We start from the raw sequence: 20,779 nt of genomic DNA, 5'->3' as shown, positions 1-20,779 counted from the left end.
CACTGTATCCCACCGAGATGCGCGGCCAGAGGACACGAGGACGCGTGCACAGGACTGGGCCGACACTACTCGGCAGACACGAAAGATGGGCGCATCCGCGGGAAGCGGATACGCCCATCATCACGCGACGCTGGGCCGCAGGGTAGAACGGGAATCGGGTGAAGCGTGTGCGACGTGCGTGTGCGACTTCTTAGACGGCGTCGAGCGCGTAGCCCTCTTCGCCGTGCACGATGGTGTCGACGCCGGCTACTTCGTCTTCGTTCGTGATGCGGAAGCCGATCGTCTTCTGGATGATCCAGCCGATGGCGTATGCCATCACGAAGGAGTAGATGCCGATGCCGAAGGCCGCGAGGGCCTGCACGCCGAGCTGGTTGAAGCTGCCCGTCTGGAGGAGGCCGATGTTGTTGCCGACGAGGCCGACGTAGAGCGTTCCGATGATGCCGCCGACGAGGTGGATGCCCACGACGTCGAGGGAGTCGTCGAAGCCGAGCTTGAACTTCAGGTCGATCGCGACGGCACAGACGGCGCCGACGATGAGCCCGAGGAGCATGCCCCACATCGGGGTGAGGATGTTACATGCGGGAGTGATCGCGACGAGGCCGGCGACGGCGCCCGATGCTGCACCGATCATGGTCGGCTTGCCGTCCTTGATCTTCTCGACGATCAGCCAGCCGAGGATACCGGCGGCAGGTGCGGCGAGGGTGTTGATCCAGGCGATGGCGGCGATACCGTCAACGGCGGCTTCGGAGCCGGCGTTGAAGCCGAACCAGCCGAACCACAGCAGTGCGGCGCCGAGGAGGGTCAGCGGCACGTTGTGCGGCTTGGAGATGCCCTTCTTGAAGCCGACGCGCTTGCCGAGGACGAGGGCGAGGGCGAGGCCCGCCGCACCGGCGTTGATGTGCACCGCGGTGCCGCCGGCGAAGTCGTTGACCTTGAGGAGGAAGGGAGCCCAGCCGTCGGTGAGGTTGAACACCCAGTACGCGACCGGGAAGTAGACCAGGGTGGCCCAGACGCCGGCGAAGATCATCCACGCGCCGAACTTGGCGCGGTCGGCGATCGCGCCGGAGATGAGGGCGACGGTGATGATCGCGAAGGTGGCCTGGAAGCCGGCGAACGCGAGGGCGTTCAGGTTTGGTCCGCCGTCGGCGCCGCTCGTGAGCAGCCCGTTCAGGCCGATCAGCTCGGACGGGTTTCCGAGCCAGCCGCCGATGAGGGGCGGGCCGAAGGACAGTCCGTAACCATAGAGGACCCACAGCACACCGATCAGGCCCATGGCGCCGAAGCTCATCATCATCATGGAGATGACGCTCTTCGCCTTGACCATGCCGCCGTAGAAGAAGGCCACGCCCGGAGTCATCAGGAGGACGAGGGCTGCCGCGACGAGGAGCCACAGGGAATTGATGTTTGTGGTAAGTGCATCAGTCGTATCGTCCAGCAGGACCGACAGTTCAACCATGGATATGGTTACCTCTCTCTAACTAACAGGGATGACCGCCGACGTGCACAGGGTGAGCGTGAAGCGTGTATCGGCAGGTACAGACACAGTGTGGAGTGCACACGTTTCCGCACACGCTCAGGGATGTTTCGACTGGGTTACGCGATTGTTGGAGGTGTTAACATCGTGTTTCCTAACGCCCGGTATCCCCCGACCGCGCGTTTCGGGGCTTGACCCTGACGCCGATTCACCCGGTCCGCGCCCGCGAACAGGCCCGTCAGAGGGGTATTCGGCCGCGAAAGATCCCGGATTCAGTCGTGCGGGGGGAGCTCACCCGTCGTCAGTGCGACCAACCGCGACTGGGAGCGCTGGTACTTCTTCCGGTAGCCGCCCGCGAGCATCTCCTCGTCGAAGACCTCGGCGAGGGGCAGCCCGCTCGCGACGATCGGGATTTCTGCGTCGTAGACGCGATCGATGAAGGCAACCAGGCGCAGGGCATCCGTCTGATCGGTCAGCAGGTAGCTGTCGGTCAGGGCGATGACCTCGATGCCGGCGATCAGCTTGATGTACTTCGACGGATGCACCGTGCTGAGGTGACGGATCAGGGAACCGAAGTCGTCTTCCGTCACGTTCGCTCCTCTCGCGACGAGGGCCGCGACGAGGCGGTCGAGTTCCGGCCCATCGACGGCGACGGAGTGGCCCTCGATGTCGCGCCGACGATAGTCGAGCCCGTCGATGCGGAGGATGTCGAAGTTCGCGGACATGGCGCGGATCTCACGGAGGAAATCGATGGCCGCGAACCGGCCCTCGCCGAGCGAATTCGGTGGCGTGTTGGAGGTCGCGGCGACGCGGGTGCCCGAGGCGACGAGTTCGCCGAGCAGACGGGTCATCAGCATGGTGTCGCCCGGGTCGTCGAGTTCGAACTCGTCGATGCAGATGAGCTTCGCCCCGGAGAGCTGCCTGACCGCAGCAGCATAGCCGAGCGCCCCGACGAGTGCGGTGTATTCGATGAAGGTACCGAAGTACTTGGGCCCTGGCGCGGAGTGCCACAGTGCGGCCAGGAGGTGGGTCTTCCCGACGCCGAACCCGCCGTCGAGGTAGATCCCCGGGAGTTGCGCAGGAGCCTTACGGGTACGCGAGAAGAATCCGCCTGGCCGCTGCGGCCGCCAGGCCTCGGCGAAGGCCGTGAGCCGGTCGACGGCCTCGAGCTGGGAGGGGAAGTTCACATCGGGCCGGTACGACTCGAATGAGGCGTGCTCGAACTGGGGAGGCGGCACGAGCTCGGCGACGATTTCGGCCCCCGTAATCTCGGGAGAACGTTCCGCCAGTCGGTGCAGCCGACTGGGAGCCCGGGGCGCCTCTGGAACCATCGTGGAATACCCGTGTTTCTGTCTCGGTTGGCCATGGGGACTGCTTTTCGGACATTCGTGTTGAAGTATTTCACCACGAATGCGCGACCCGGCCGGACCGCGTACATTCGAAGCGCGGGCCGGAAGACCAGCCTAAACCGCGCTCAAATGATCCCGGGGCACAGCCCGGCCCCACTGGAGGTTCCCATGCCCGTCGATCTCGATCCGGACGCCAAGTTCGCCGCATACGCCCATCCCGAACGGCTCGTCAGCACGGCCTGGCTGCACGAACACCAGCACGATGCCGGGCTCATTGTCCTCGAGTCCGACGAGGACGTGCTTCTCTACGAGAGCGGCCACATCCCCGGCGCCGTCAAGATCGACTGGCACACAGAACTCAACGACCAGGTGCAGCGCGACTTCGTCGACAGCGCGGCCTTCGCGGCCGTCCTGGGTTCGAAGGGCATCACGCGCGATTCCACCGTCGTGATCTATGGCGACAAGAACAACTGGTGGGCCGCGTACGCGCTCTGGGTGTTCAGCCTCTACGGGCACCCCGACGTGCGCCTGCTCGACGGCGGCAGGGACAAGTGGATCGCGGAGGGCGGAGCCCTCACCCGCGAGGCCACGGACGTCGCTGCCGCGGAGTACCCCATCGTCCCCCGCAACGACGCGCCGATCCGCGCCTTCAAGGAGGATGTGCTCGCACACTTCGGCCGCCCGCTCATCGACGTACGCTCCCCGGAGGAGTACACCGGGGAACGGACCACGATGCCCGCATACCCCGAGGAGGGCGCCCTGCGCGGCGGGCACATCCCCTCGGCGGCGTCCGTGCCCTGGGCACGCGCCGCGGCGGCGGATGCGACGTTCAAGACCCGTGAGGAGCTCGAGGCGATCTACCGGGGCGAGGCCGGACTTCGCGAGAACGACGCCGTGATCGCATACTGCCGGATCGGAGAGCGCTCGAGCCACACCTGGTTCGTGCTCACGCACCTGCTGGGCTTCGAGGATGTGCGCAACTACGACGGCTCGTGGACGGAATGGGGCAACGCCGTGCGGGTCCCGATCGTCACGGGCCCCGCTGCCGGCGAGGCCCCCGAACCGCGCTGAACCAGGACAGGAACCTGTTGATGACTACCACCGCACTGCCCGCGAAACTGGCCGAGATCCAGGAAGACTTCCTCGAACTCGAGCAGAAGGACCGTTTGCTCCTGCTGCTCGAGTTCGCCGATGAGCTCCCAGAGCTTCCGAGCCGGTACCGTGACCACCCTGACCTGCTCGAACGCGTCGTCGAGTGCCAGTCCCCCGTTTTCATCTTCGTCGACGTCGACGACCAGGACGCCGTGCACCTGCACGCGACGGCGCCCCGGGAGTCCCCGACGACGCGGGGATTCGCCTCGATCCTCGCGCAGGGGCTTGACGGCCTGTCGGTCGCCGAGGTGCTCGACGTTCCGGATGACTACCCGCAGACCATCGGCCTCACCCAGGCGGTGTCGCCGCTGCGTATCCGTGGCATGTCCGCGATGCTCGCCCGCACCAAGCGCAGGCTGCGCGAGCGTCCCTGAGCCCCGCTATCCGGCCGGATGGGCCGGATCATCAGGCTCGGCCGGCTCCGCCCCGGCTCGGAGCTCGCCGAGCCACGTCTCGATCGCCGCGTTCCAGCCTTCCCTGTCGTAGTTCCAGAGCTTGGTGTGCCGGGCGACGGTGAACGGGAGAAAGGTCACGATGTCTGGGCGGCGCACGGCGAGGGCACGCGACGGGCTCGACGGCACGTAACCGTCGTCGTCGCTGTGCATCAGGAGCACGGGGAGTTCGAGGTCGTCCGCGCGGGTCACGAAGTCGAGCCTGCGGAAGTCGATCGGACTCGACTGGCCGGTGAGACGACCGCCCCACCGCCGACCGAGGACCTGCATGGCCCCCGTGGCCACGAGGCCAGGCAGGCGAAGCGTGCTGCCCTGGTACGCGACGACATCCGCCCAGTCGATCACGGGCGAATCGAGCACGATGCCGGACACGAGCTGCGGGAATGCCGTGCGGGTCGCGGTCTGCAGCACGATCGCGCCGCCCATCGACCATCCCATCAGCACGACGCTCGTCGCGCCCCGCTCGGCGGCGAAACCGATCGCCGCATCGATATCGTGCCATTCGGTGTCCCCGAGCCCGTATCGTCCGTCGCCGCTTTCCGGTGCATCGCCGTCGTTGCGGTACGAGACGAGGAGGCAGGTGTATCCGCTGTTGTGGAACACCGGGACTGCCCGCAGGGTCTCCTGCCGCCGCACCCCGCGCCCGTGCACCTGGATCACCCAGCGACCGTCCGGCCGCTCGGCGGGGAGCATCCAGGCCGGAGCCGGACCGAGCTCCGTCTGCACCTGGACCTGCTCGAACGGAAGACCGAGATCCCAGGGACCCAGGTAGGAATACCCGCCGAGGCGGCCCCGGCGGGCCTCGCTGAGGTCCCCGTAGTCGACGCGGTCGATCCGGCGGGTGACGGCCGTCTTCGTCACGCGGAGGATCTCACCGAGCCGGGCGTGCCCGGACTCGCGCTCGAACCAGAAACTGTAGTCACCGGGCAGGACCGAGTCCGGAGTCACCGCGAGGGTGATCGTCGAGGCCTCGAGGTCGACGCCGAGAACATCGGTGTCGTCCGAGCGTGTCACGGCAGGGGTCACGATGCGGCGCGCCATCACGGCGGCCAGCACACTCACTCCCGCGACCACGACCGTGGCCGCACCGGCAACCAGGAGAGCGGTGACTGCGACCACCAGTCCGCCCGGTGTCCCTGACCTCGATTTTTCCCGCACGCGTACCTCCGGCTGCCCGGCGTGCCTCACCGACCCGCCCGGAAAAAACTCTAGTCTGCAGACGTGCCCGAAACACAAGAACCACTCCCCCCGGAGTTCGCCGCTGCGCTCGCGGCCATCCGCAGAGCGCACACCCGCACCGACCTCGTCCTCAGTGAAATCCCGGCTCCCGGGAAGCTCGCCCCGCACGCCGTCGCCCTCTCCGCGGATGTGGCCCCCTCACGCCACGGAGGTAACTCCGAACTGGGCACCGGACGTTTCATCCTGCTGTACGACCCCGATGAACCGGAGGCCTGGGGCGGGGCATTCCGGGTAGTCTGCTTCGCGCAGGCTCCCCTCGAAACGGAGATCGGTGTCGACCCGTTCCTCGCCGAGGTCGCCTGGGCCTGGCTGATCGATGCCCTCGACTCTCACGGAGCCCGATACACCGCGGCATCCGGAACCGCGACTAAGATTATTTCGTCGGGCTTCGGCGAACTCGCGAAGCAAGGCGACGGTGCGCAGATAGAGTTGCGTGCTTCGTGGACACCTGTGGACCACAATCTCACCGCTCACGTCGAAGGCTGGGGCGAATTGATCTGCATGCTCGCAGGTCTTCCCCCCATTGGCGAAGGAGTCAGCATGTTGTCCGCACGCCGAACCGGTCGTGGTTGATCACCACGTGATCGATACGCGGGACGCCTATCTGGCGGCTACCGCGGCCATCAGCGCGGGAACGGGACCGATCGGCATCGACGCCGAACGTGCATCCGGTTTCACATACTCGCAGCGCGCGTACCTGATCCAGATGTACCGGCGCGGAGCGGGCACCTTCCTGTTCGATCCGCCGGCGATCGGGGACTTCTCCGAACTCAACGCGGCGATCGCCGGGGACGAATGGATCTTCCACGCCGCGAGCCAGGATCTCGCCTGCCTCAGGGAGGTCGGCCTCGACCCGCACCTCATCTTCGACACCGAACTTGCCGCACGCCTCCTCGGGCTGCCGAGGGTCGGCCTCGGCACGGTCGTCGAGGAACTCCTCGGCATCCATCTCGCGAAGGAGCATTCCGCGGCGAACTGGTCGACCAGGCCTCTCCCCGAGAGCTGGCTCGTCTACGGCGCCCTTGATGTCGAACTCCTCCCCGACCTGCGCGACCGCATGGTCGAGATGCTCGCCGCCGATGAGAAGACCCAGATCGCCGCCCAGGAATTCCAGGCGACGCTCGACCACGAACCCAAGCCGGTCAGTGCAGAGCCGTGGCGAAGGCTGTCTGGGGTGCATTCGATCCGTTCCCAGCGCAACCTCGCCGTGGCGAGGGCCCTCTGGCTCGCTCGCGACGACCTCGCCAGGCACCTCGACGTGTCGCCGGGGCGCCTCGTCCCCGACGCATCCCTCGTCGCGGCCGCACGGGTATTGCCGGCCAGCAGGCAGGCGCTTGCCGACCTTCGCGAGTTCAGTGGACGGGCGAGCCGCAGCGAACTCGACCGCTGGTGGACCGCGATCCAGGACGGCGTCCAAGCGACGGACCTTCCTTCGCTGCGCGGGACCGGCGATGCACTCCCTCCTCCCCGGGCGTGGTCCGACCGGAACCCCGAGGCCGACCTGCGGTACAAGGCCGCGAGGCTCGCTCTCGGCCGGATCTCCGAGGCCTTCGCGATCCCGATCGAGAACCTCGTCACGCCGGACTTCGTGCGCCGGATCGCCTGGACTCCACCGGAGCCGATCGACGTGGAGTCCGTGAGCGAAGCCCTCGTCGCACTCGGCGCCCGCGACTGGCAGATTGACCTGACTGCACAACAGATCACGGATGCCTTTGTGGAAGCCAACCAAAACATCGCCGTGTCCGTCGAGGTCGATTCGTAGGATCCGTCCAAGGATTCGACCCGACAATCGTGCCACCCTAGGATCAACCGACACCTGATCTGATTGATGGAGGCACCGTGGCCGAAAGAGCAGAAGTCGTGTTTGTGGATGGGGTTCGCACCCCGTTCGGACGCGCCGGCGAAAAGGGCATGTACTGGAACACCCGGGCGGATGATCTCGTGGTGAAAGCCATGATCGGCCTGCTGGAACGGAACCCGGAGGTTCCCGGAGAACGCATCGACGAGGTCGCGATCGCCGCGACGACGCAGTCGGGAGACCAGGGGCTGACCCTCGGTCGCACCGCGGCCCTCCTGGCCGGGCTGCCGAAATCGGTGCCCGGATACGCGATCGACCGGATGTGCGCCGGAGCGATGACCGCCGTGACCACGGTCGGCGCCGCGATCGGCTTCGGTGCCTATGACCTCGCCATCGCCGGCGGCGTCGAGCACATGGGGCGGCACCCGATGGGCTCCGGCGTCGACCCGAACCCGAGGTTCCTCTCCGAGCGGCACGTGAGTGAGGACGCCCTCAACATGGGGTCGACCGCAGAGCGAATCCACGACCGCTTCCCCGAATACACCAAGGACAGGTCGGACCGGTACGCGCTGCGCAGCCAGCAGAAGGTCGCCGCTGCGTACGCGGCAGGCAAGATCCAGCCGGACCTGGTCTCCGTGGCCATCCGCAGCGACCAGGGCTGGGGACTCGCGACCCGCGACGAGGCGCCGCGACCCGAGACGACCCTCGAAGGCCTCGCGACGCTGAAGACCCCGTTCCGTCCCTTCGGCCGGATCACGGCCGGAAACGCATCCGGGCTCAACGACGGGGCGAGCGCGTGCCTGCTCGCGAGCGGCGCAGCCGCCAAGGAACTCGGTCTCGGCGTCAAGATGAAGCTCGTGAGCTTCGCCTTCGCCGGCGTCGAACCAGAGGTCATGGGGCTCGGACCGGTGCCTTCCACCGAGAAGGCGCTCCGCAAGGCGGGCCTCAGCATCACCGACATCGGGCTCTTCGAGCTCAATGAGGCGTTCGCGGTCCAGGTCATCTCGTTCCTCGACCACTTCGGCATCGACGACGACGACCCCCGGGTGAACGAGTACGGCGGCGCCATCGCGATCGGGCATCCCCTCGCTTCCTCTGGCGTACGCCTGATGAACCAACTCGCCCGCCAGTTCGTGGAGCACCCTGAGGTGCGCTACGGTCTCACCGCCATGTGCATCGGCCTCGGCCAGGGCGGCACCGTCATCTGGGAAAACCCGCACTTCAATCGGAAGGCAAAGTAAGCGATGACCGACTACTCCGCACTCGACTTCTCCGAACTCGTCGCTCTCTCCGGAGACGAGGTCGTCACGCATTCCTTCGTGCGCGACGTTCCCCTGTCCGGGGCGCGCACCCTCGCCCTGGTCACCCTCGACAATGGCAGGGACCACACCCGGCCGAACACCCTCGGTCCGGTCACCCTTCTCGAGTTCGCGGCGACCCTCGACGGCCTCGCCGAGCGCGCTTCGCGCGGGGAGATCCACGGCGTCGCGGTGACCGGCAAGCCATTCATCCTGGCCGCAGGCGCCGACCTCGGCAAGGTCAGCGAGATTCCGTCGCTCGCGACGGGCAAGCTGCTCGGCCAGCTCGGCCACCACGCCCTCGGGAAGCTCTCCACCCTCGGTGTGCCCTCCTTCGTCTTCATCAACGGGCTCGCGCTCGGCGGCGGTCTGGAGATCGCCCTGAACGCCGATTACCGCACCGTCGACGCATCCGTCGCCGCCGTCGCCCTGCCAGAGGTCTCCCTCGGGCTCATCCCGGGCTGGGGCGGCTCCTACCTGCTGCCGAACCTGATCGGCATCGAGAACGCCCTCACGGTGATCATCTCGAACCCGCTCAAGAACCGCGTGCTCAAGGCACCGGACACCGTCGAACTCGGCATCGCCGACGTGCTCTTCGGGTCTGCCGCGTTCCTCGAGCACTCCATCGCCTGGGCCGACGGCGTCATCGCCGGCAAGACGACGGTCGCACGACCGAACAAGCCGGGCAAGATCGAGCGTCTGGTGAAGTGGGACGCCGCAATCGGCATCGCCAGGCGGATGCTCGAGACCAGGATCGGCTCTGTCGCGCTCTCGCCGTACATCGCACTCGACCTGCTCAAGGCCGCGAAGAGCGGGACACGCGAGGAGGGCTTCGAACGGGAGGACGACTCCCTCGCGGCTCTCATCGCCGGCGACCAGCTCCAGGCCAGCATCTATGCGTTCAACCTCGTGCAGAAGCGGGCCAAGCGCCCGGCCGGTTCTCCGGACAAGAAGCTCGCCCGCCCGATCACGAAGGTCGGCGTCATCGGTGCCGGCCTGATGGCGAGCCAGTTCGCGCTCCTGTTCGTTCGCCGCCTGCAGGTGCCCGTCGTCATCACGGACCTCGACCAGGCCCGGGTCGACAAGGGTGTCGCATACATCCACGGCGAGATCGCGACCCTGCAGTCCAAGGGCCGCATCACCGCAGACGAGGGCAACCGGCTCAGGGCGCTCGTGACGGGCACGACGGACAAGTCACAGTTCTCCGACGCCGACTGGGTCATCGAGGCCGTGTTCGAAGAACTCGGAGTCAAGCAGGATGTCTTCGCCGAGATCGAGAAGTACGTGTCGCCTGAGGCGATCCTCGCGACGAACACCTCGTCGCTCTCCGTTGAGAAGATCGGCGCGAAGCTCGCCCACCCCGAGCGTCTCGTCGGCTTCCACTTCTTCAACCCGGTCGCCGTGATGCCGCTCATCGAGGTCGTCAACACGCCGCAGACGAACGAGACGACGCTCTCGACCGCGATGGTGATCGCGGGCAAGCTGCGGAAGAACGCCGTGATCACGCGCGACACCCCCGGTTTCGTGGTCAACCGGATCCTCGCGAAGCTCCTCGGTGAGGCCATGCACGCTGTCGACACCGGCACCCCCTTCGAGGTCGTCGACGGTGCCATCGCACCGTTCGGTCTCCCGATGACGCCGTTCGAGCTCCTCGAACTCGTCGGGCTCAAGGTCGGAGCCCACGTGCTCGACACGCACCACGCCGCGTTCCCGGACCGGTTCTTCGAAAGCGACAACCTGCACAGGCTCGCGGAGCACGGCAAAATCCTCGAGCGCGACGGCAAGGGCAAGGTCACGGGCTTCGACAAGACCGCGAAGAAGATCGTCGCCGGCGGCACGACGCCGATGACGGGCGAGGAGATCCTGCGGCGCATCGAGGACGGCCTCGCCGACGAGATCAAGCGGATGCTCGACGACGACGTCGTTCACGCTGCGGAGGACATCGACCTGTGCGTGATCCTCGGCGCGGGCTGGCCGTTCCAGATGGGCGGGGCAACCCCCTACCTCGACAGGGTCGGTGCGAGCGAGCGCGTCTTCGGCGGCACGTTCCACACGCCGATGATCCGCGGCGTCGCCTCGGAGGTCCCGGTCACGCTCTAGCGCCCCCTGCCAGCGGTGGGTTACGCAAAAAACACCCTCGTCGAGTCGGCGAGGGTGTTTTTTGCGTAACTCAGGCGGAGACGCGCCTGAGTTACCGGTTGACAGGGGACATGTCGGCGTAACGGTCGCCGACGGGGGCGTCGAGCGCGCCGAGGGTGGCGAGCTGCGCCTCCGTGAGGGTGAGGTCACCCGCTGCGACGTTCTCCTCGACCCTGGAGACCCGTTTGGTGCCGGGGATCGGCGCGATGTCGTCACCCTGGGCCAGCAGCCAGGCGAGCGCCACCTGGGCCGGGGTCGCGTCGAGTTCGGCGGCGACGGCATCCACCTGTTCGACGATGCGGATGTTGGCGGCCAGGTTCTCGCCCTCGAATCGGGGGTTCGACCGGCGGAAATCGCTCGCGTCGAGCTCATCGAGCGAGCGGATGGTCCCGGTCAGGAAGCCGCGGCCGAGCGGCGAGTACGGCACGAAGCCGATGCCGAGCTCGCGCAGGAGCGGGAGCAGCTCCTTCTCCGGGTCGCGGCTCCACAGCGAGTACTCGGTCTGCAGTGCCGTCACGGGGTGCACGGCGTGTGCGCGGCGGATGGTGTCCGGTGCGGCCTCCGAGAGCCCGTAGTGGCCGATGACGCCCTCTTCGATGAGTTCGGCGAGGGCGCCGACGGTCTCCTCGACCGGGACGCCCGGGTCCATCCGGTGCTGGTAGTAGAGGTCGATCCGGTCGGTGCCGAGCCGGGCGAGCGAGCCATGCACCGAAAGGCGCACGTTCTCCGGGCTGCCGTCGAGGCCGCGCCCGCCGTCGCCGCGGTGCAGGATGGTGCCGAACTTAGTCGCGACAACGACCTGGTCGCGCCGGTCGGCCAGTGCTTTTCCGAGCAGTTCCTCGTTGAGGTACGGGCCGTAGATCTCCGCGGTGTCGAAGAGCGTGACGCCGAGGTCGATCGCCCGGTGGATGGTGCGGATGGACTCCGCCTCATCCATTCCGGCTCCGGAATAGAACGCGGACATGCCCATGCAGCCGAGTCCGAGCCGGGAGACGATGAGGCCGGTGCTGCCGAGAGTGATGTTCTTCATGCTGGGGAGAGCCTTTCCGATTCTGAGTAGAGGGAGATCTTGTAGTCGATGGCGTCGAGGCTCGTGCGCATGGACTCGAGCTGGGCGGCGACCGTGATCCGGTGCCGCTGCAGGAGTTCGAGGCGGTCGGCGCGGGACGAATCGCCCTGCCTGGCGAGCTCCGCGTAGTCGCGGACCCGGGCGATCGGCAGTGCCGTCGACCGGAGCTTCGTGAGGAAGACGATCCACGCCACGTCCTCGGCAGAGTATTCGCGGTGCGTCGAGCTGCCCCGGTGGATCGGGGCGAGCATGAGCCCGGCCCGTTCGTAGTAGCGCAGGGTCGCGACGGTGAGGCCGGTGCGGTCCGCAACCTCTGAGATCGAGAGCGGGGTTGTCGGTGTGGGCATGGTGCAACCCTAAAACCTCGAGCGCGGTTCAGGTCAAGCCGGGACGGTCCTCGCACAGCAGGCACGCAGTTTCGGGCACCCGCGGCGGGGAGGCCACGGCGGGGACGTTCCCCGGTTCAGGGGTGACGGATGCCGACGCCGGCCAACAGGGACCGGTACCCCTCTCGATAGCTCGGGTAGGCGAAGCGGAACCCGCTCGCGAGAAGGAGGGCGTTGCGACAGCGCTTGTCGCCTCCGCGAGGTCCGGTCGAGGCCCCGCCCATCGGCCGTGCCGGATCGTCCGCGGACTCCCCCGCAACTGTCGACCGGCGGCTCGCGACCGGATCGGGCACGCCGAGTTCCGCGGCGAGGAAGGCGAGCACGTCCCCACGTCGCGCGGGGACGCTGTCCGCGCCGAGGTAGAGCGGCGCGGGCGGGGCGTCGCCGGTCACGAGGTGGACGATGGCCGCTGCCGCGTCGTCCCGATGGATGCGGTTGGTGTGGCTGGACAAGCCGACAGCGGAGGCCGTCCCCGAGCGGACCTGGCCGATCAGGCGCTCGCGTCCCGGACCATAGATCCCGGCGAGTCGGAGCACAGTGGCACCGGGGGCCCGGCGGCGCAGCAGGTCCTCGGCTTCGAGGAGCACCGCTCCGGTCGCGGACGAGGGCAGCGCGGGAGTTCCCTCGTCGATCCAGCTCCCGTCGTCGACGCCGTACACGGCGGTCGAGGACACGAGCAGGAAGCGGCTCGGTGAGACGCCTGCCGCATCGAGGGCGTCGAGGAGATTCCGCAGGCCGTCGACGTACGAGGCGCGGTAGGCATCCGCTGTCGGGCCTGCCGCGGCGATGGCGACGATCACGATGTCCGTGTCGGCAGGGACAGCGGGCCGTTCACGGGTGAGATCGACGGCCTGGCCCTCGATCGCGGCGGGGAGGACCCCCGGCGACCTGCGCAGCCCGACCACGCGGTGACCGAGGGACACGAGGCGTAGCCCGACCTCGGTGCCGAGGTCGCCGCAGCCGGCGATCAGGACTGTCACTCCGCGCGGCCGCCGCGCATCGTGATCGATCCCGTGTCCGTCCGATCGGCAGGCAGCGGCCGCGCGTGCGGGAGCTTGCTTCCGAGCACCATCGCCACGACGTCGCGCGCGATGTGCTGCGGCGTGAGGCCGACCCGTTCGAGGATCTCGGCGCGGGTGCCGTGGGCGAGGAATTCGTCGGGCAGCCCGAGTTCGGTGACGGCCGTGTCGACGCCGGCCTCGCGCAGGTCCTGGCGGATGCGCGTGCCGATTCCCCCGACCCGGATTCCGTCCTCGATGCTCACGACGAGGCGGTGTTCCGCGGCGAGCCCGATCAGGCTTCGGGGAACGGGCACGACCCAGCGCGGGTCGATGACGGTCGCGCCGATCCCCTGGGCAGACAGGCGCCTGGCGACGTCGAGGCCCATGGCCGCCATCGGGCCGACCGTGACGATGAGCACGTCCTTCTGGGCCGATTCGAGCAGAACGTCGACGCCGTCGTCGAGGCGCGCCACGGCGTCGAACTCGACCCCGGTGCTGCCCTTCGGGAAACGCAGCACGGTCGGTGCGTCCTCGACGGCGATGGCCTCGCCGAGCTCCTCGCGGAGCCTGGTCGAGTCGCGCGGGGCGGCGAGGCGGATGCCGGGAACGACCTGCAGGATCGCGAGGTCCCAGATGCCGTGGTGGCTCGGCCCGTCCGGGCCCGTCACACCTGCCCGGTCGAGGACGAAGGTCACCCCGGCCTTGTGCAGTGCGACGTCCATCAGGACCTGGTCGAAGGCACGGTTGATGAAGGTCGCGTACAGGGCGACGACGGGGTGCAGCCCGCCGAACGCGAGGCCCGCCGCGCTCGCCACGGCGTGCTGTTCGGCGATGCCGACGTCGTGCACCCGGTTCGGGAAGCGTTCCGCCATCCGGTGCAGCCCGGTCGGGCGCAGCATGGCCGCGGTGATCCCGACGATCCGCGGATTCTCGGTCGCGAGGTTCAGGAGCTCGTCGGAGAACACCGACGTCCACGACGGCGCGCCGGGGGTCTCCGTCGACTCCCCGGTCTCCGGGTCGATCTGCCCGACCGCGTGGAACTGGTCGGCTGTGTCCTGCATGGCGGGGTCGTAGCCCTTGCCCTTCTGGGTGATCGTGTGGACGATCACCGGCGCGCCGTAGTTCTTGGCCTGTTGGAGGGCTTCGAGCATCGCTTCCATGTCGTGCCCGTCGACCGGGCCGATGTACTTGATGTCGAGGTTCGAGTAGAGCGCCTCGTTGTTGGAGAACCGCGCGAGGAAGCCGTGCAGGCCGCCGCGTACGCCGCGGAAGAACGCCCGGGCCGGTGCTCCCATGTTGTCGAAGGCGCGACGGCTGCTCAGGTACGCCGCGTGGTAGCTGCTGCGGGTGCGCACCGTGTTGAGGAACCGGGCCATGCCGCCGATCGTCGGCGCATAGGAGCGGCCGTTGTCGTTCACCACGATGATCAGGCGGCGCGTGTTGTCGTCGCTGATGTTGTTGAGTGCTTCCCAGGTCATGCCGCCGGTGAGCGCGCCGTCTCCGACCACCGCGATCACGTGCCTGTCGCTCTGCCCGGTCATCTCGAACGCCCGGGAGATCCCGTCCGCCCAGGACAGCGAGCTCGAGGCGTGCGAGCTCTCGACGATGTCGTGCACCGACTCGGAGCGCTGGGGGTACCCGGCGAGGCCGTCCTGCTGGCGGAGTCCGCTGAAGTCCTGACGACCGGTCAGGAGCTTGTGCACGTACGACTGGTGCCCGGTGTCGAAGACGATCGCGTCGCGCGGGGACTCGAAGATCCGGTGGATGGCGATGGTCATCTCGACGACGCCGAGGTTGGGCCCGAGGTGCCCGCCGGTCTTGGAGACTTCGCTGACCAGGAAGCCGCGGATCTCCGCTGCGAGCAGGACGAGTTCGCCCGGCGAGAGGCGGTCGAGGTCACGCGGACCCGTGATGGTCTCCAGCAGGCTCATCGGTAACACCTTTCGAGTACGACGTCGCGGGTAGAAAGGAACCGGCGCGTAGCGTCAACAGGAGTTGAGTCTACGCGCCGGTCCCGAACGATAACCGTGACGGTTACGCGACCAGTGATCGAAGAACGTACTGCAGGATGCCGCCATTCCGGTAGTAGTCGGCCTCGCCGGGCGTGTCGATCCGGACAACGGCGTCGAATTCGATGGTCGCCTTGCCCGCTGCCGAGTTCTCACTCGGGGACGCGGTCACGTGCACCGTCTTCGGGGTGACGCCGGCGTTGAGTTCCGTCAGTCCGGCGATCGAGACGATCTCCGTGCCGTCCAGTCCCAGGGACGCCCAGCTCTCGCCGGCAGGGAACTGCAGGGGCACGACGCCCATTCCGATCAGGTTCGAGCGGTGGATCCGCTCGAAGCTCTCGGTGATGACCGCCTTGACGCCGAGGAGGCTGGTTCCCTTGGCCGCCCAGTCGCGTGAGGACCCGGAGCCGTACTCCTTGCCTCCGAAGATCACGAGCGGGATGCCGGCGGCCTGGTAGTTCTGGCTCGCGTCGTAGATGAACGACTGCGGGGCGCCCTCGATCGTGAAGTCGCGGGTGTAGCCGCCCTCGACGTCGTCCAGGAGCTGGTTGCGCAGCCGGATGTTGGCGAAGGTGCCGCGGATCATGACCTCGTGGTTTCCCCGGCGCGATCCGTAGGAGTTGAAGTCGCCGCGGGCGACGCCGTGCTCGACGAGGTAGGCGCCTGCGGGGCTGTCCGCCTTGATGTTGCCTGCCGGGCTGATGTGGTCGGTCGTGACGGAGTCCCCGAGCTTTGCGAGGACCCGGGCGGCGACGATGTCGCTCACCGGTGTGGTCTCGAGCGTCATTCCGTCGAAGTACGGGGGCTTCCGCACGTAGGTGGACTCGCTGTCCCACTCGAAGACCTCGCTGTCGGGTGTCGGCAGGGAGCGCCAGCGCTCGTCGCCCTCGAAGACGGCGCCGTATTCCTTCGTGAACATCCCGGTGTCGATCGAGCTGTCGATCGTCGACTGCACCTCCGCGGAGTCCGGCCAGATGTCCCTGAGGTACACCGGGTTGCCCTCGGTGTCGTCACCGAGAGCATCCGTCTCGAAGTCGAAGTTCATCGACCCGGCGAGGGCGTATGCGATCACGAGCGGGGGGCTCGCGAGGTAGTTCATCTTGACGTCGGGGCTGATCCGGCCCTCGAAGTTGCGGTTGCCCGAGAGCACGGCCGTGACGGCGAGGTCGTTCTCGTTGATCGCAGCGGACACCTCGTCGATGAGCGGGCCGGTGTTGCCGATGCACACGGTGCAGCCGTAGCCGACGGTGTAGAACCCGAGGGCTTCGAGGTCACCGGTGAGGCCGGCCTTCTCGTAGTAGTCCGTGACGACCTTGGAGCCCGGTGCGAGGGTGGTCTTGACCCACGGCTTGCTCGTGAGGCCCTTCTTGACGGCGTTGCGGGCGAGGAGCCCGGCCGCGAGCATGACGCTCGGGTTGGACGTGTTCGTGCACGAGGTGATCGCGGCGACGGCGACGGCGCCGTGGTCGAGGGTGTAGCTCGCCCCCGCAGCTGTCTCGATCGCGACCGGCGAGGAGATGGTCCGGGGCGGGTGGCTCACGTGGGTGTGCGAGATCGCGTGGGCGCTGCTCTCGTCCTGGGCGGTGAACCCGATCGGGTCTGAGGCGGGGAAGGTCGCCTCGACGGCGGCATCGACCTGGGACAGGTCATGCGTCGCGTAGCTCTGGAGGTCGGTCTCGAACTGGTCCTTGGCGCGGCTGAGCTCGACCCGGTCCTGCGGACGCTTGGGGCCGGCGATCGAGGGCACGACGGTGCCGAGGTCGATCTCGAGGTACTCGCTGAAGACGGGCTCGCGGGCCGGGTCGTGCCAGAGGCCCTGCAGCTTCGCGTATGCCTCGACGAGGGCGACCTGTTCCTCGCTGCGGCCGGTGAGGCGCAGGTAGCCGAGGGTGACGTCATCGATCGGGAACATGGCGGCGGTCGACCCGAACTCGGGGCTCATGTTGCCGATGGTCGCCCGGTTGGCGAGGGGAACCTCCGCGACGCCCTCCCCGTAGAATTCGACGAACTTGCCGACCACGCCGTGCTTGCGGAGCATCTGCGTGATGGTGAGGACGACATCCGTAGCGGTGACGCCGGTCGGGATGGAGCCGGTGAGCTTGAAGCCGACGACCTTGGGGATGAGCATGGAGACGGGCTGGCCGAGCATGGCCGCCTCGGCCTCGATGCCGCCGACGCCCCAGCCGAGCACGCCGAGGCCGTTGACCATGGTCGTGTGCGAGTCGGTGCCCACGCAGGTGTCCGGGTAGGCCTGCAGCACGCCGTCGACGACACGGGTCATCGTGACGCGGGCGAGGTATTCGATGTTGACCTGGTGCACGATGCCGGTTCCCGGCGGGACGACCTTGAAGTCGTCGAAGGCGGTCTGGCCCCAGCGGAGGAACTGGTACCGCTCGCCGTTGCGCTCGTATTCGATCTCGACGTTGCGCTCGAGGGCGTTCTCGCTGCCGAAGAGGTCGGCGATGACCGAGTGGTCGATGACGAGTTCGGCGGGGGCGAGCGGGTTGATCTTGTTCGGGTCGCCGCCGAGCTCCGCGACGGCCTCGCGCATCGTGGCGAGGTCGACGATGCAGGGCACGCCCGTGAAGTCCTGCATGATCACGCGGGCGGGCGTGAACTGGATCTCGGTGTCCGGTTCGCTCGTGGGAACCCAGGCGCCGAGGGCGCGGATGTGATCGGCCGTGATGTTTGCGCCGTCTTCGGTGCGGAGGAGGTTCTCCAGCAGCACCTTGAGACTGAACGGCAGCAATTCGTAACCCTGCACCGAGTCCAGGCGAAAGACCTCATAGTCTGTCGCTCCGACGCGGAGGGTGTCCTTGGCTCCAAAACTGTTTAACGCAGACACGATGCCCTCTCCTTTGTGGAAACTGACGGGAATCCGTCCGCAGTCCCCAATCCTGACGAACGGACCAGCGCAAGGCCAGCAAGGGTTACCTAACTGGCGGCGCTACCGAACGATGTCATCGTCAAACTATCTTGACGTAGAGATAACTCTAGCAGGGCGCGCCAGCCAGGTCCTCTCCGGTCCTGCCCTATTCGCGGTCGAAAACGAGGCCGGTGCGCCGCGCGTACCGGTACATGAGCTCGATTCCCGCTGCTCCGAGCGCCCCGACGCCGATCCCGACGAGCAACGGGAGATCGAGGCGCACGTCGATGACGAAGAACGCCCGGGAGAACGGGATCGTGCACGCGAGAAGCATGGCGGTCGCCATCCCCGCGACGAGCGCCAGGCGGGGCCCGGTGAGCGGCCGGGCGAGCACACACAGGATCCACAGCGACACGACGAAGAGGGAGACGGTGGTGACGCTCCTGGCCTCCGCGAGTGGGATCCTGTCGTGCAGGGCGACGAAGGTCACGAGGGCCGTCGCCGCGGCGATGGCCCCGGTCGGCACGGCATAGCGGACGATGCGGCGCAGGACCCCCGGGGTGTAGATCCGCCGGTTCGGGGCGAGCGCGAGGACGAACGCGGGGATGCCGATCGCGAGGCCGGAGACGAGGGTCAGCTGCCGCGGCAGGAAAGGGAACGGCAGGGCGAGCAGCGACGTCGTGAGCGCGATCAGGATGCCGTAGACGGTCTTGGAGAGAAACAGGTTGGCCACACGTTCGACGTTGGCGATGACCCGGCGACCGAGGCCGAGCACCTCGGGCAGGCGGTCGAAGCGATTGTCGAGCAGGACGAGGCGCGACGCGGCCTTCGTCGCCGGCGTCGCGGAGCCCATCGCGATGCCGAGATCGGCATCCTTGATCGCCATCGCGTCGTTGACGCCGTCTCCGGTCATGGCGACCGTACGCCCCTCTCCCTGCAACAGGGCGACGGCCGTCCGTTTCTGTTCCGGGCTCACGCGTCCGAACAGGCTCGCGGTCGTCAGCGCCGCCGCGAGGGCCTCATCGTCGGCGAGTTCCGCCGCGTTGACGGTCGCACCGCCGACACCGAGCTGGCGTGCGATCGCCGCGACCGTCACGGGGTTGTCCCCGCTCATCACGATCACGCGCACCCCCTGCGCCGCGAAGTACCGCAGGGTCTCCGCCGCGTGCGGTCGCACGGATTCCCGGAACACGACGAGGCAGACCGGGTCGAGGGCGCATTCCTCGGGGTCCACCGCGCCGTCCAGGGCCGCCGTGCCGGCCAGGCGCACGAGTGCGAGGGTACGGTGCCCCTCTGCGGCGATGACGGATGCCGCGGCGAGCGATTCGGGATGCGCCGCGAGCAGCCGCTCGGGAGCGCCGAGCAGCCAGGATGCGGCGGCACCGGGGCCGGCGAGGGTCAGGCCGCTGAACTTGCGGGCCGAGCTGAACGGAAGCCGGGCGCTCACGATGGCCGGGCCCGGGTCGAAGTGCGAGCCGAGCGCCCGCGCGGTGAGGTTGGCGGCGTCATCCGTGCCGAAGACGCCGAGCACGAGCCGCGCATCCGCTTCGTGGACAGCGGACTGCACGACGAGCCGGTCGAACTCGAGCCTGCCGCTCGTCAGGGTGCCGGTCTTGTCGAGGCAGAGCACGTCCACCCGCGCGAGCACCTCGACGGCGGCGAGCTCCTCGATGAGGACCTTGTGCCGGGCCAGCTGGACCGCTGCGAGGCCGAAGGCCAGGCTGATCAGCAGGACGAGCCCTTCGGGGATCATGCCGACGACGCCGGCGACCGAGTCCCGCAGGGCACTCCGCCACGGCCCGTCCATCCCGGTGAAGAGGGAGTCCAGACCGCCGTATGCCGCGATCCGGCCGATCAGTGTGAGCAGGATCACGGGGCCGAGCAGCCAGGACAGTACGACGAGGATGCGGTTGGTCGCCGCCCGCAGCTCGGAGTGCACGAGGGAGTGCCGCCGGATCTCGGCGGTGAGCCGGTTCGCGTACGACGCGGCGCCGACGTGCGTCAGCCGTGCGTACCCGGAGCCGCCCGAGACGTACGAGCCGGACAGGAGCTCGTCCCCGACGACCTTGACGACGGGATCCGACTCCCCGGTCAGCAGGGATTCGTCAGCGACGAGGTCGTCGCCCTGGAGCACCACGGCGTCCGCGGGGACCTGGTCGCCCGGCCGAAGGATGATCACGTCGTCCTGGACGACGAGTCCGAGCGGGACGATGTGCGCCAGGCCGTCACGCCTGACCGCGACTTCGGGGATCGCCAGGAGCGCGAGGCGGTCGAGCACGATCTTGGCCCGCACTTCCTGCACGATCCCGATCAGCGCGTTGGCGACGACGATGATGTAGAACAGGCCGTCCCGGTAGTCGCCGAGCACGGCGACCGCGATGAAGCAGACCGTGAGGATCGCGTTGAACAGGGTGAAGACGTTCTCGCGCAGGATGTCGGCGACGGTGCGCGAGGTGGGCTGGCCGGCATCGTTGCCCCTGCCGTCGGCAAGGCGCTCGGCGACCTCTGCGCTGCTCAGCCCGTCGTGCGGCAGTGTTTCGCTCATTG

Annotated in this window: 15 protein-coding genes; 6 read left to right on the top strand and 9 right to left on the bottom strand. The window is 67.9% G+C overall.

The genetic code is table 11. The features are described 5' to 3' along the window. Positions 1-190 precede the first annotated feature (190 nt). Together QN350_RS04965 and zapE are read right to left on the bottom strand one after the other, a co-directional pair. Positions 191-1,456 (bottom strand): ammonium transporter, encoded by a 1,266-nt coding sequence (locus tag QN350_RS04965; RefSeq protein WP_134532035.1) that lies wholly within the window; start codon positions 1,454-1,456, stop codon positions 191-193. 290 nt (positions 1,457-1,746) lie between these two features. After that, positions 1,747-2,805: a cell division protein ZapE gene (zapE, locus tag QN350_RS04960; protein ID WP_281535127.1), complete on the bottom strand. Its 1,059-nt coding sequence runs from the start codon at positions 2,803-2,805 to the stop codon at positions 1,747-1,749. A 186-nt stretch (positions 2,806-2,991) separates the two neighbouring features. On the opposite strand from zapE, the gene QN350_RS04955 reads away from it, so the two are divergent. Together QN350_RS04955 and QN350_RS04950 are read left to right on the top strand one after the other, a co-directional pair. Next, positions 2,992-3,894, top strand: coding sequence for a sulfurtransferase (locus tag QN350_RS04955; protein ID WP_323515925.1), 903 nt, complete (start codon positions 2,992-2,994; stop codon positions 3,892-3,894). Between the two features lie 20 nt (positions 3,895-3,914). Then, positions 3,915-4,349, top strand: a complete 435-nt coding sequence (locus QN350_RS04950) for a SufE family protein (RefSeq protein WP_281535129.1) — start codon at positions 3,915-3,917, stop codon at positions 4,347-4,349. A gap of 6 nt (positions 4,350-4,355) precedes the next feature. On the opposite strand, the gene QN350_RS04945 is transcribed toward QN350_RS04950, so the two are convergent. Beyond that, positions 4,356-5,546 carry an alpha/beta hydrolase family protein gene (locus QN350_RS04945; RefSeq protein WP_322140029.1) on the bottom strand — a complete coding sequence of 397 codons (1,191 nt, stop codon included), beginning with the start codon at positions 5,544-5,546 and terminating at the stop codon, positions 4,356-4,358. Between the two features lie 102 nt (positions 5,547-5,648). On the opposite strand from QN350_RS04945, the gene QN350_RS04940 reads away from it, so the two are divergent. From QN350_RS04940 to QN350_RS04925, 4 genes are all read left to right on the top strand, one after another. Continuing rightward, positions 5,649-6,239, top strand: a complete 591-nt coding sequence (locus QN350_RS04940) for a DUF3000 domain-containing protein (protein WP_322140030.1) — start codon at positions 5,649-5,651, stop codon at positions 6,237-6,239. Continuing rightward, a complete protein-coding gene (locus QN350_RS04935) occupies positions 6,232-7,428 on the top strand; it encodes an HRDC domain-containing protein (RefSeq protein ID WP_322140031.1) in 1,197 nt (398 codons plus the stop codon). Before QN350_RS04940 ends, QN350_RS04935 begins: the two co-directional genes overlap by 8 nt. Before the next feature lie 77 nt (positions 7,429-7,505). Further along, positions 7,506-8,705, top strand: a complete 1,200-nt coding sequence (locus tag QN350_RS04930; protein WP_322140032.1) for a thiolase family protein — start codon at positions 7,506-7,508, stop codon at positions 8,703-8,705. Between the two features lie 3 nt (positions 8,706-8,708). Next, entirely contained in the window at positions 8,709-10,862 is a 2,154-nt protein-coding gene (locus QN350_RS04925) for a 3-hydroxyacyl-CoA dehydrogenase NAD-binding domain-containing protein (protein WP_322140033.1), read from the top strand. A gap of 91 nt (positions 10,863-10,953) precedes the next feature. Here the strand turns inward: QN350_RS04925 and QN350_RS04920 are convergent, their stop codons facing one another. The 6 genes from QN350_RS04920 to QN350_RS04895 all read right to left on the bottom strand — a co-directional run bounded on the left by QN350_RS04920 (position 10,954) and on the right by QN350_RS04895 (position 20,777). After that, positions 10,954-11,931 (bottom strand): aldo/keto reductase, encoded by a 978-nt coding sequence (locus QN350_RS04920; protein ID WP_322140034.1) that lies wholly within the window; start codon positions 11,929-11,931, stop codon positions 10,954-10,956. After that, entirely contained in the window at positions 11,928-12,317 is a 390-nt protein-coding gene (locus QN350_RS04915) for a MerR family transcriptional regulator (protein WP_322140035.1), read from the bottom strand. Before QN350_RS04915 ends, QN350_RS04920 begins: the two co-directional genes overlap by 4 nt. A gap of 116 nt (positions 12,318-12,433) precedes the next feature. Beyond that, entirely contained in the window at positions 12,434-13,336 is a 903-nt protein-coding gene (locus QN350_RS04910; protein WP_322140036.1) for an NAD-dependent epimerase/dehydratase family protein, read from the bottom strand. Beyond that, positions 13,333-15,288: a 1-deoxy-D-xylulose-5-phosphate synthase gene (gene dxs / locus QN350_RS04905; RefSeq protein ID WP_322140037.1), complete on the bottom strand. Its 1,956-nt coding sequence runs from the start codon at positions 15,286-15,288 to the stop codon at positions 13,333-13,335. The genes QN350_RS04910 and dxs overlap by 4 nt, the downstream gene beginning before the upstream one ends. 103 nt (positions 15,289-15,391) lie before the next feature. After that, on the bottom strand, positions 15,392-18,211 hold the full coding sequence (gene acnA / locus QN350_RS04900; protein WP_322140038.1) for an aconitate hydratase AcnA: 2,820 nt from the start codon (positions 18,209-18,211) through the stop codon (positions 15,392-15,394). A 187-nt stretch (positions 18,212-18,398) separates the two neighbouring features. Beyond that, on the bottom strand, positions 18,399-20,777 hold the full coding sequence (locus QN350_RS04895; protein WP_322140039.1) for an HAD-IC family P-type ATPase: 2,379 nt from the start codon (positions 20,775-20,777) through the stop codon (positions 18,399-18,401). Positions 20,778-20,779 lie beyond the last annotated feature (2 nt).

Source organism: Cryobacterium sp. 10I5 (assembly GCF_035019865.1).
Taxonomy (GTDB): domain Bacteria; phylum Actinomycetota; class Actinomycetes; order Actinomycetales; family Microbacteriaceae; genus Cryobacterium; species Cryobacterium breve_A.
The sequence above is the reverse complement of the archived record's forward strand: the minus strand, read 5'-3'. Positions and strand labels throughout refer to the sequence as shown.

Excerpts from the sequence above, each read along its gene's own strand:
- QN350_RS04920 (WP_322140034.1), bottom strand. The coding sequence starts at position 11,931 with ATGAAGAACATCACTCTCGGCAGCACCGGCCTCATCGTCTCCCGGCTC.
- QN350_RS04895 (WP_322140039.1), bottom strand. The coding sequence starts at position 20,777 with ATGAGCGAAACACTGCCGCACGACGGGCTGAGCAGCGCAGAGGTCGCC.
- QN350_RS04925 (WP_322140033.1), top strand. The coding sequence starts at position 8,709 with ATGACCGACTACTCCGCACTCGACTTCTCCGAACTCGTCGCTCTCTCC.
- zapE (WP_281535127.1), bottom strand. The coding sequence starts at position 2,805 with ATGGTTCCAGAGGCGCCCCGGGCTCCCAGTCGGCTGCACCGACTGGCG.
- QN350_RS04965 (WP_134532035.1), bottom strand. The coding sequence starts at position 1,456 with ATGGTTGAACTGTCGGTCCTGCTGGACGATACGACTGATGCACTTACC.
- QN350_RS04950 (WP_281535129.1), top strand. The coding sequence starts at position 3,915 with ATGACTACCACCGCACTGCCCGCGAAACTGGCCGAGATCCAGGAAGAC.
- dxs (WP_322140037.1), bottom strand. The coding sequence starts at position 15,288 with ATGAGCCTGCTGGAGACCATCACGGGTCCGCGTGACCTCGACCGCCTC.
- QN350_RS04915 (WP_322140035.1), bottom strand. The coding sequence starts at position 12,317 with ATGCCCACACCGACAACCCCGCTCTCGATCTCAGAGGTTGCGGACCGC.
- QN350_RS04955 (WP_323515925.1), top strand. The coding sequence starts at position 2,992 with ATGCCCGTCGATCTCGATCCGGACGCCAAGTTCGCCGCATACGCCCAT.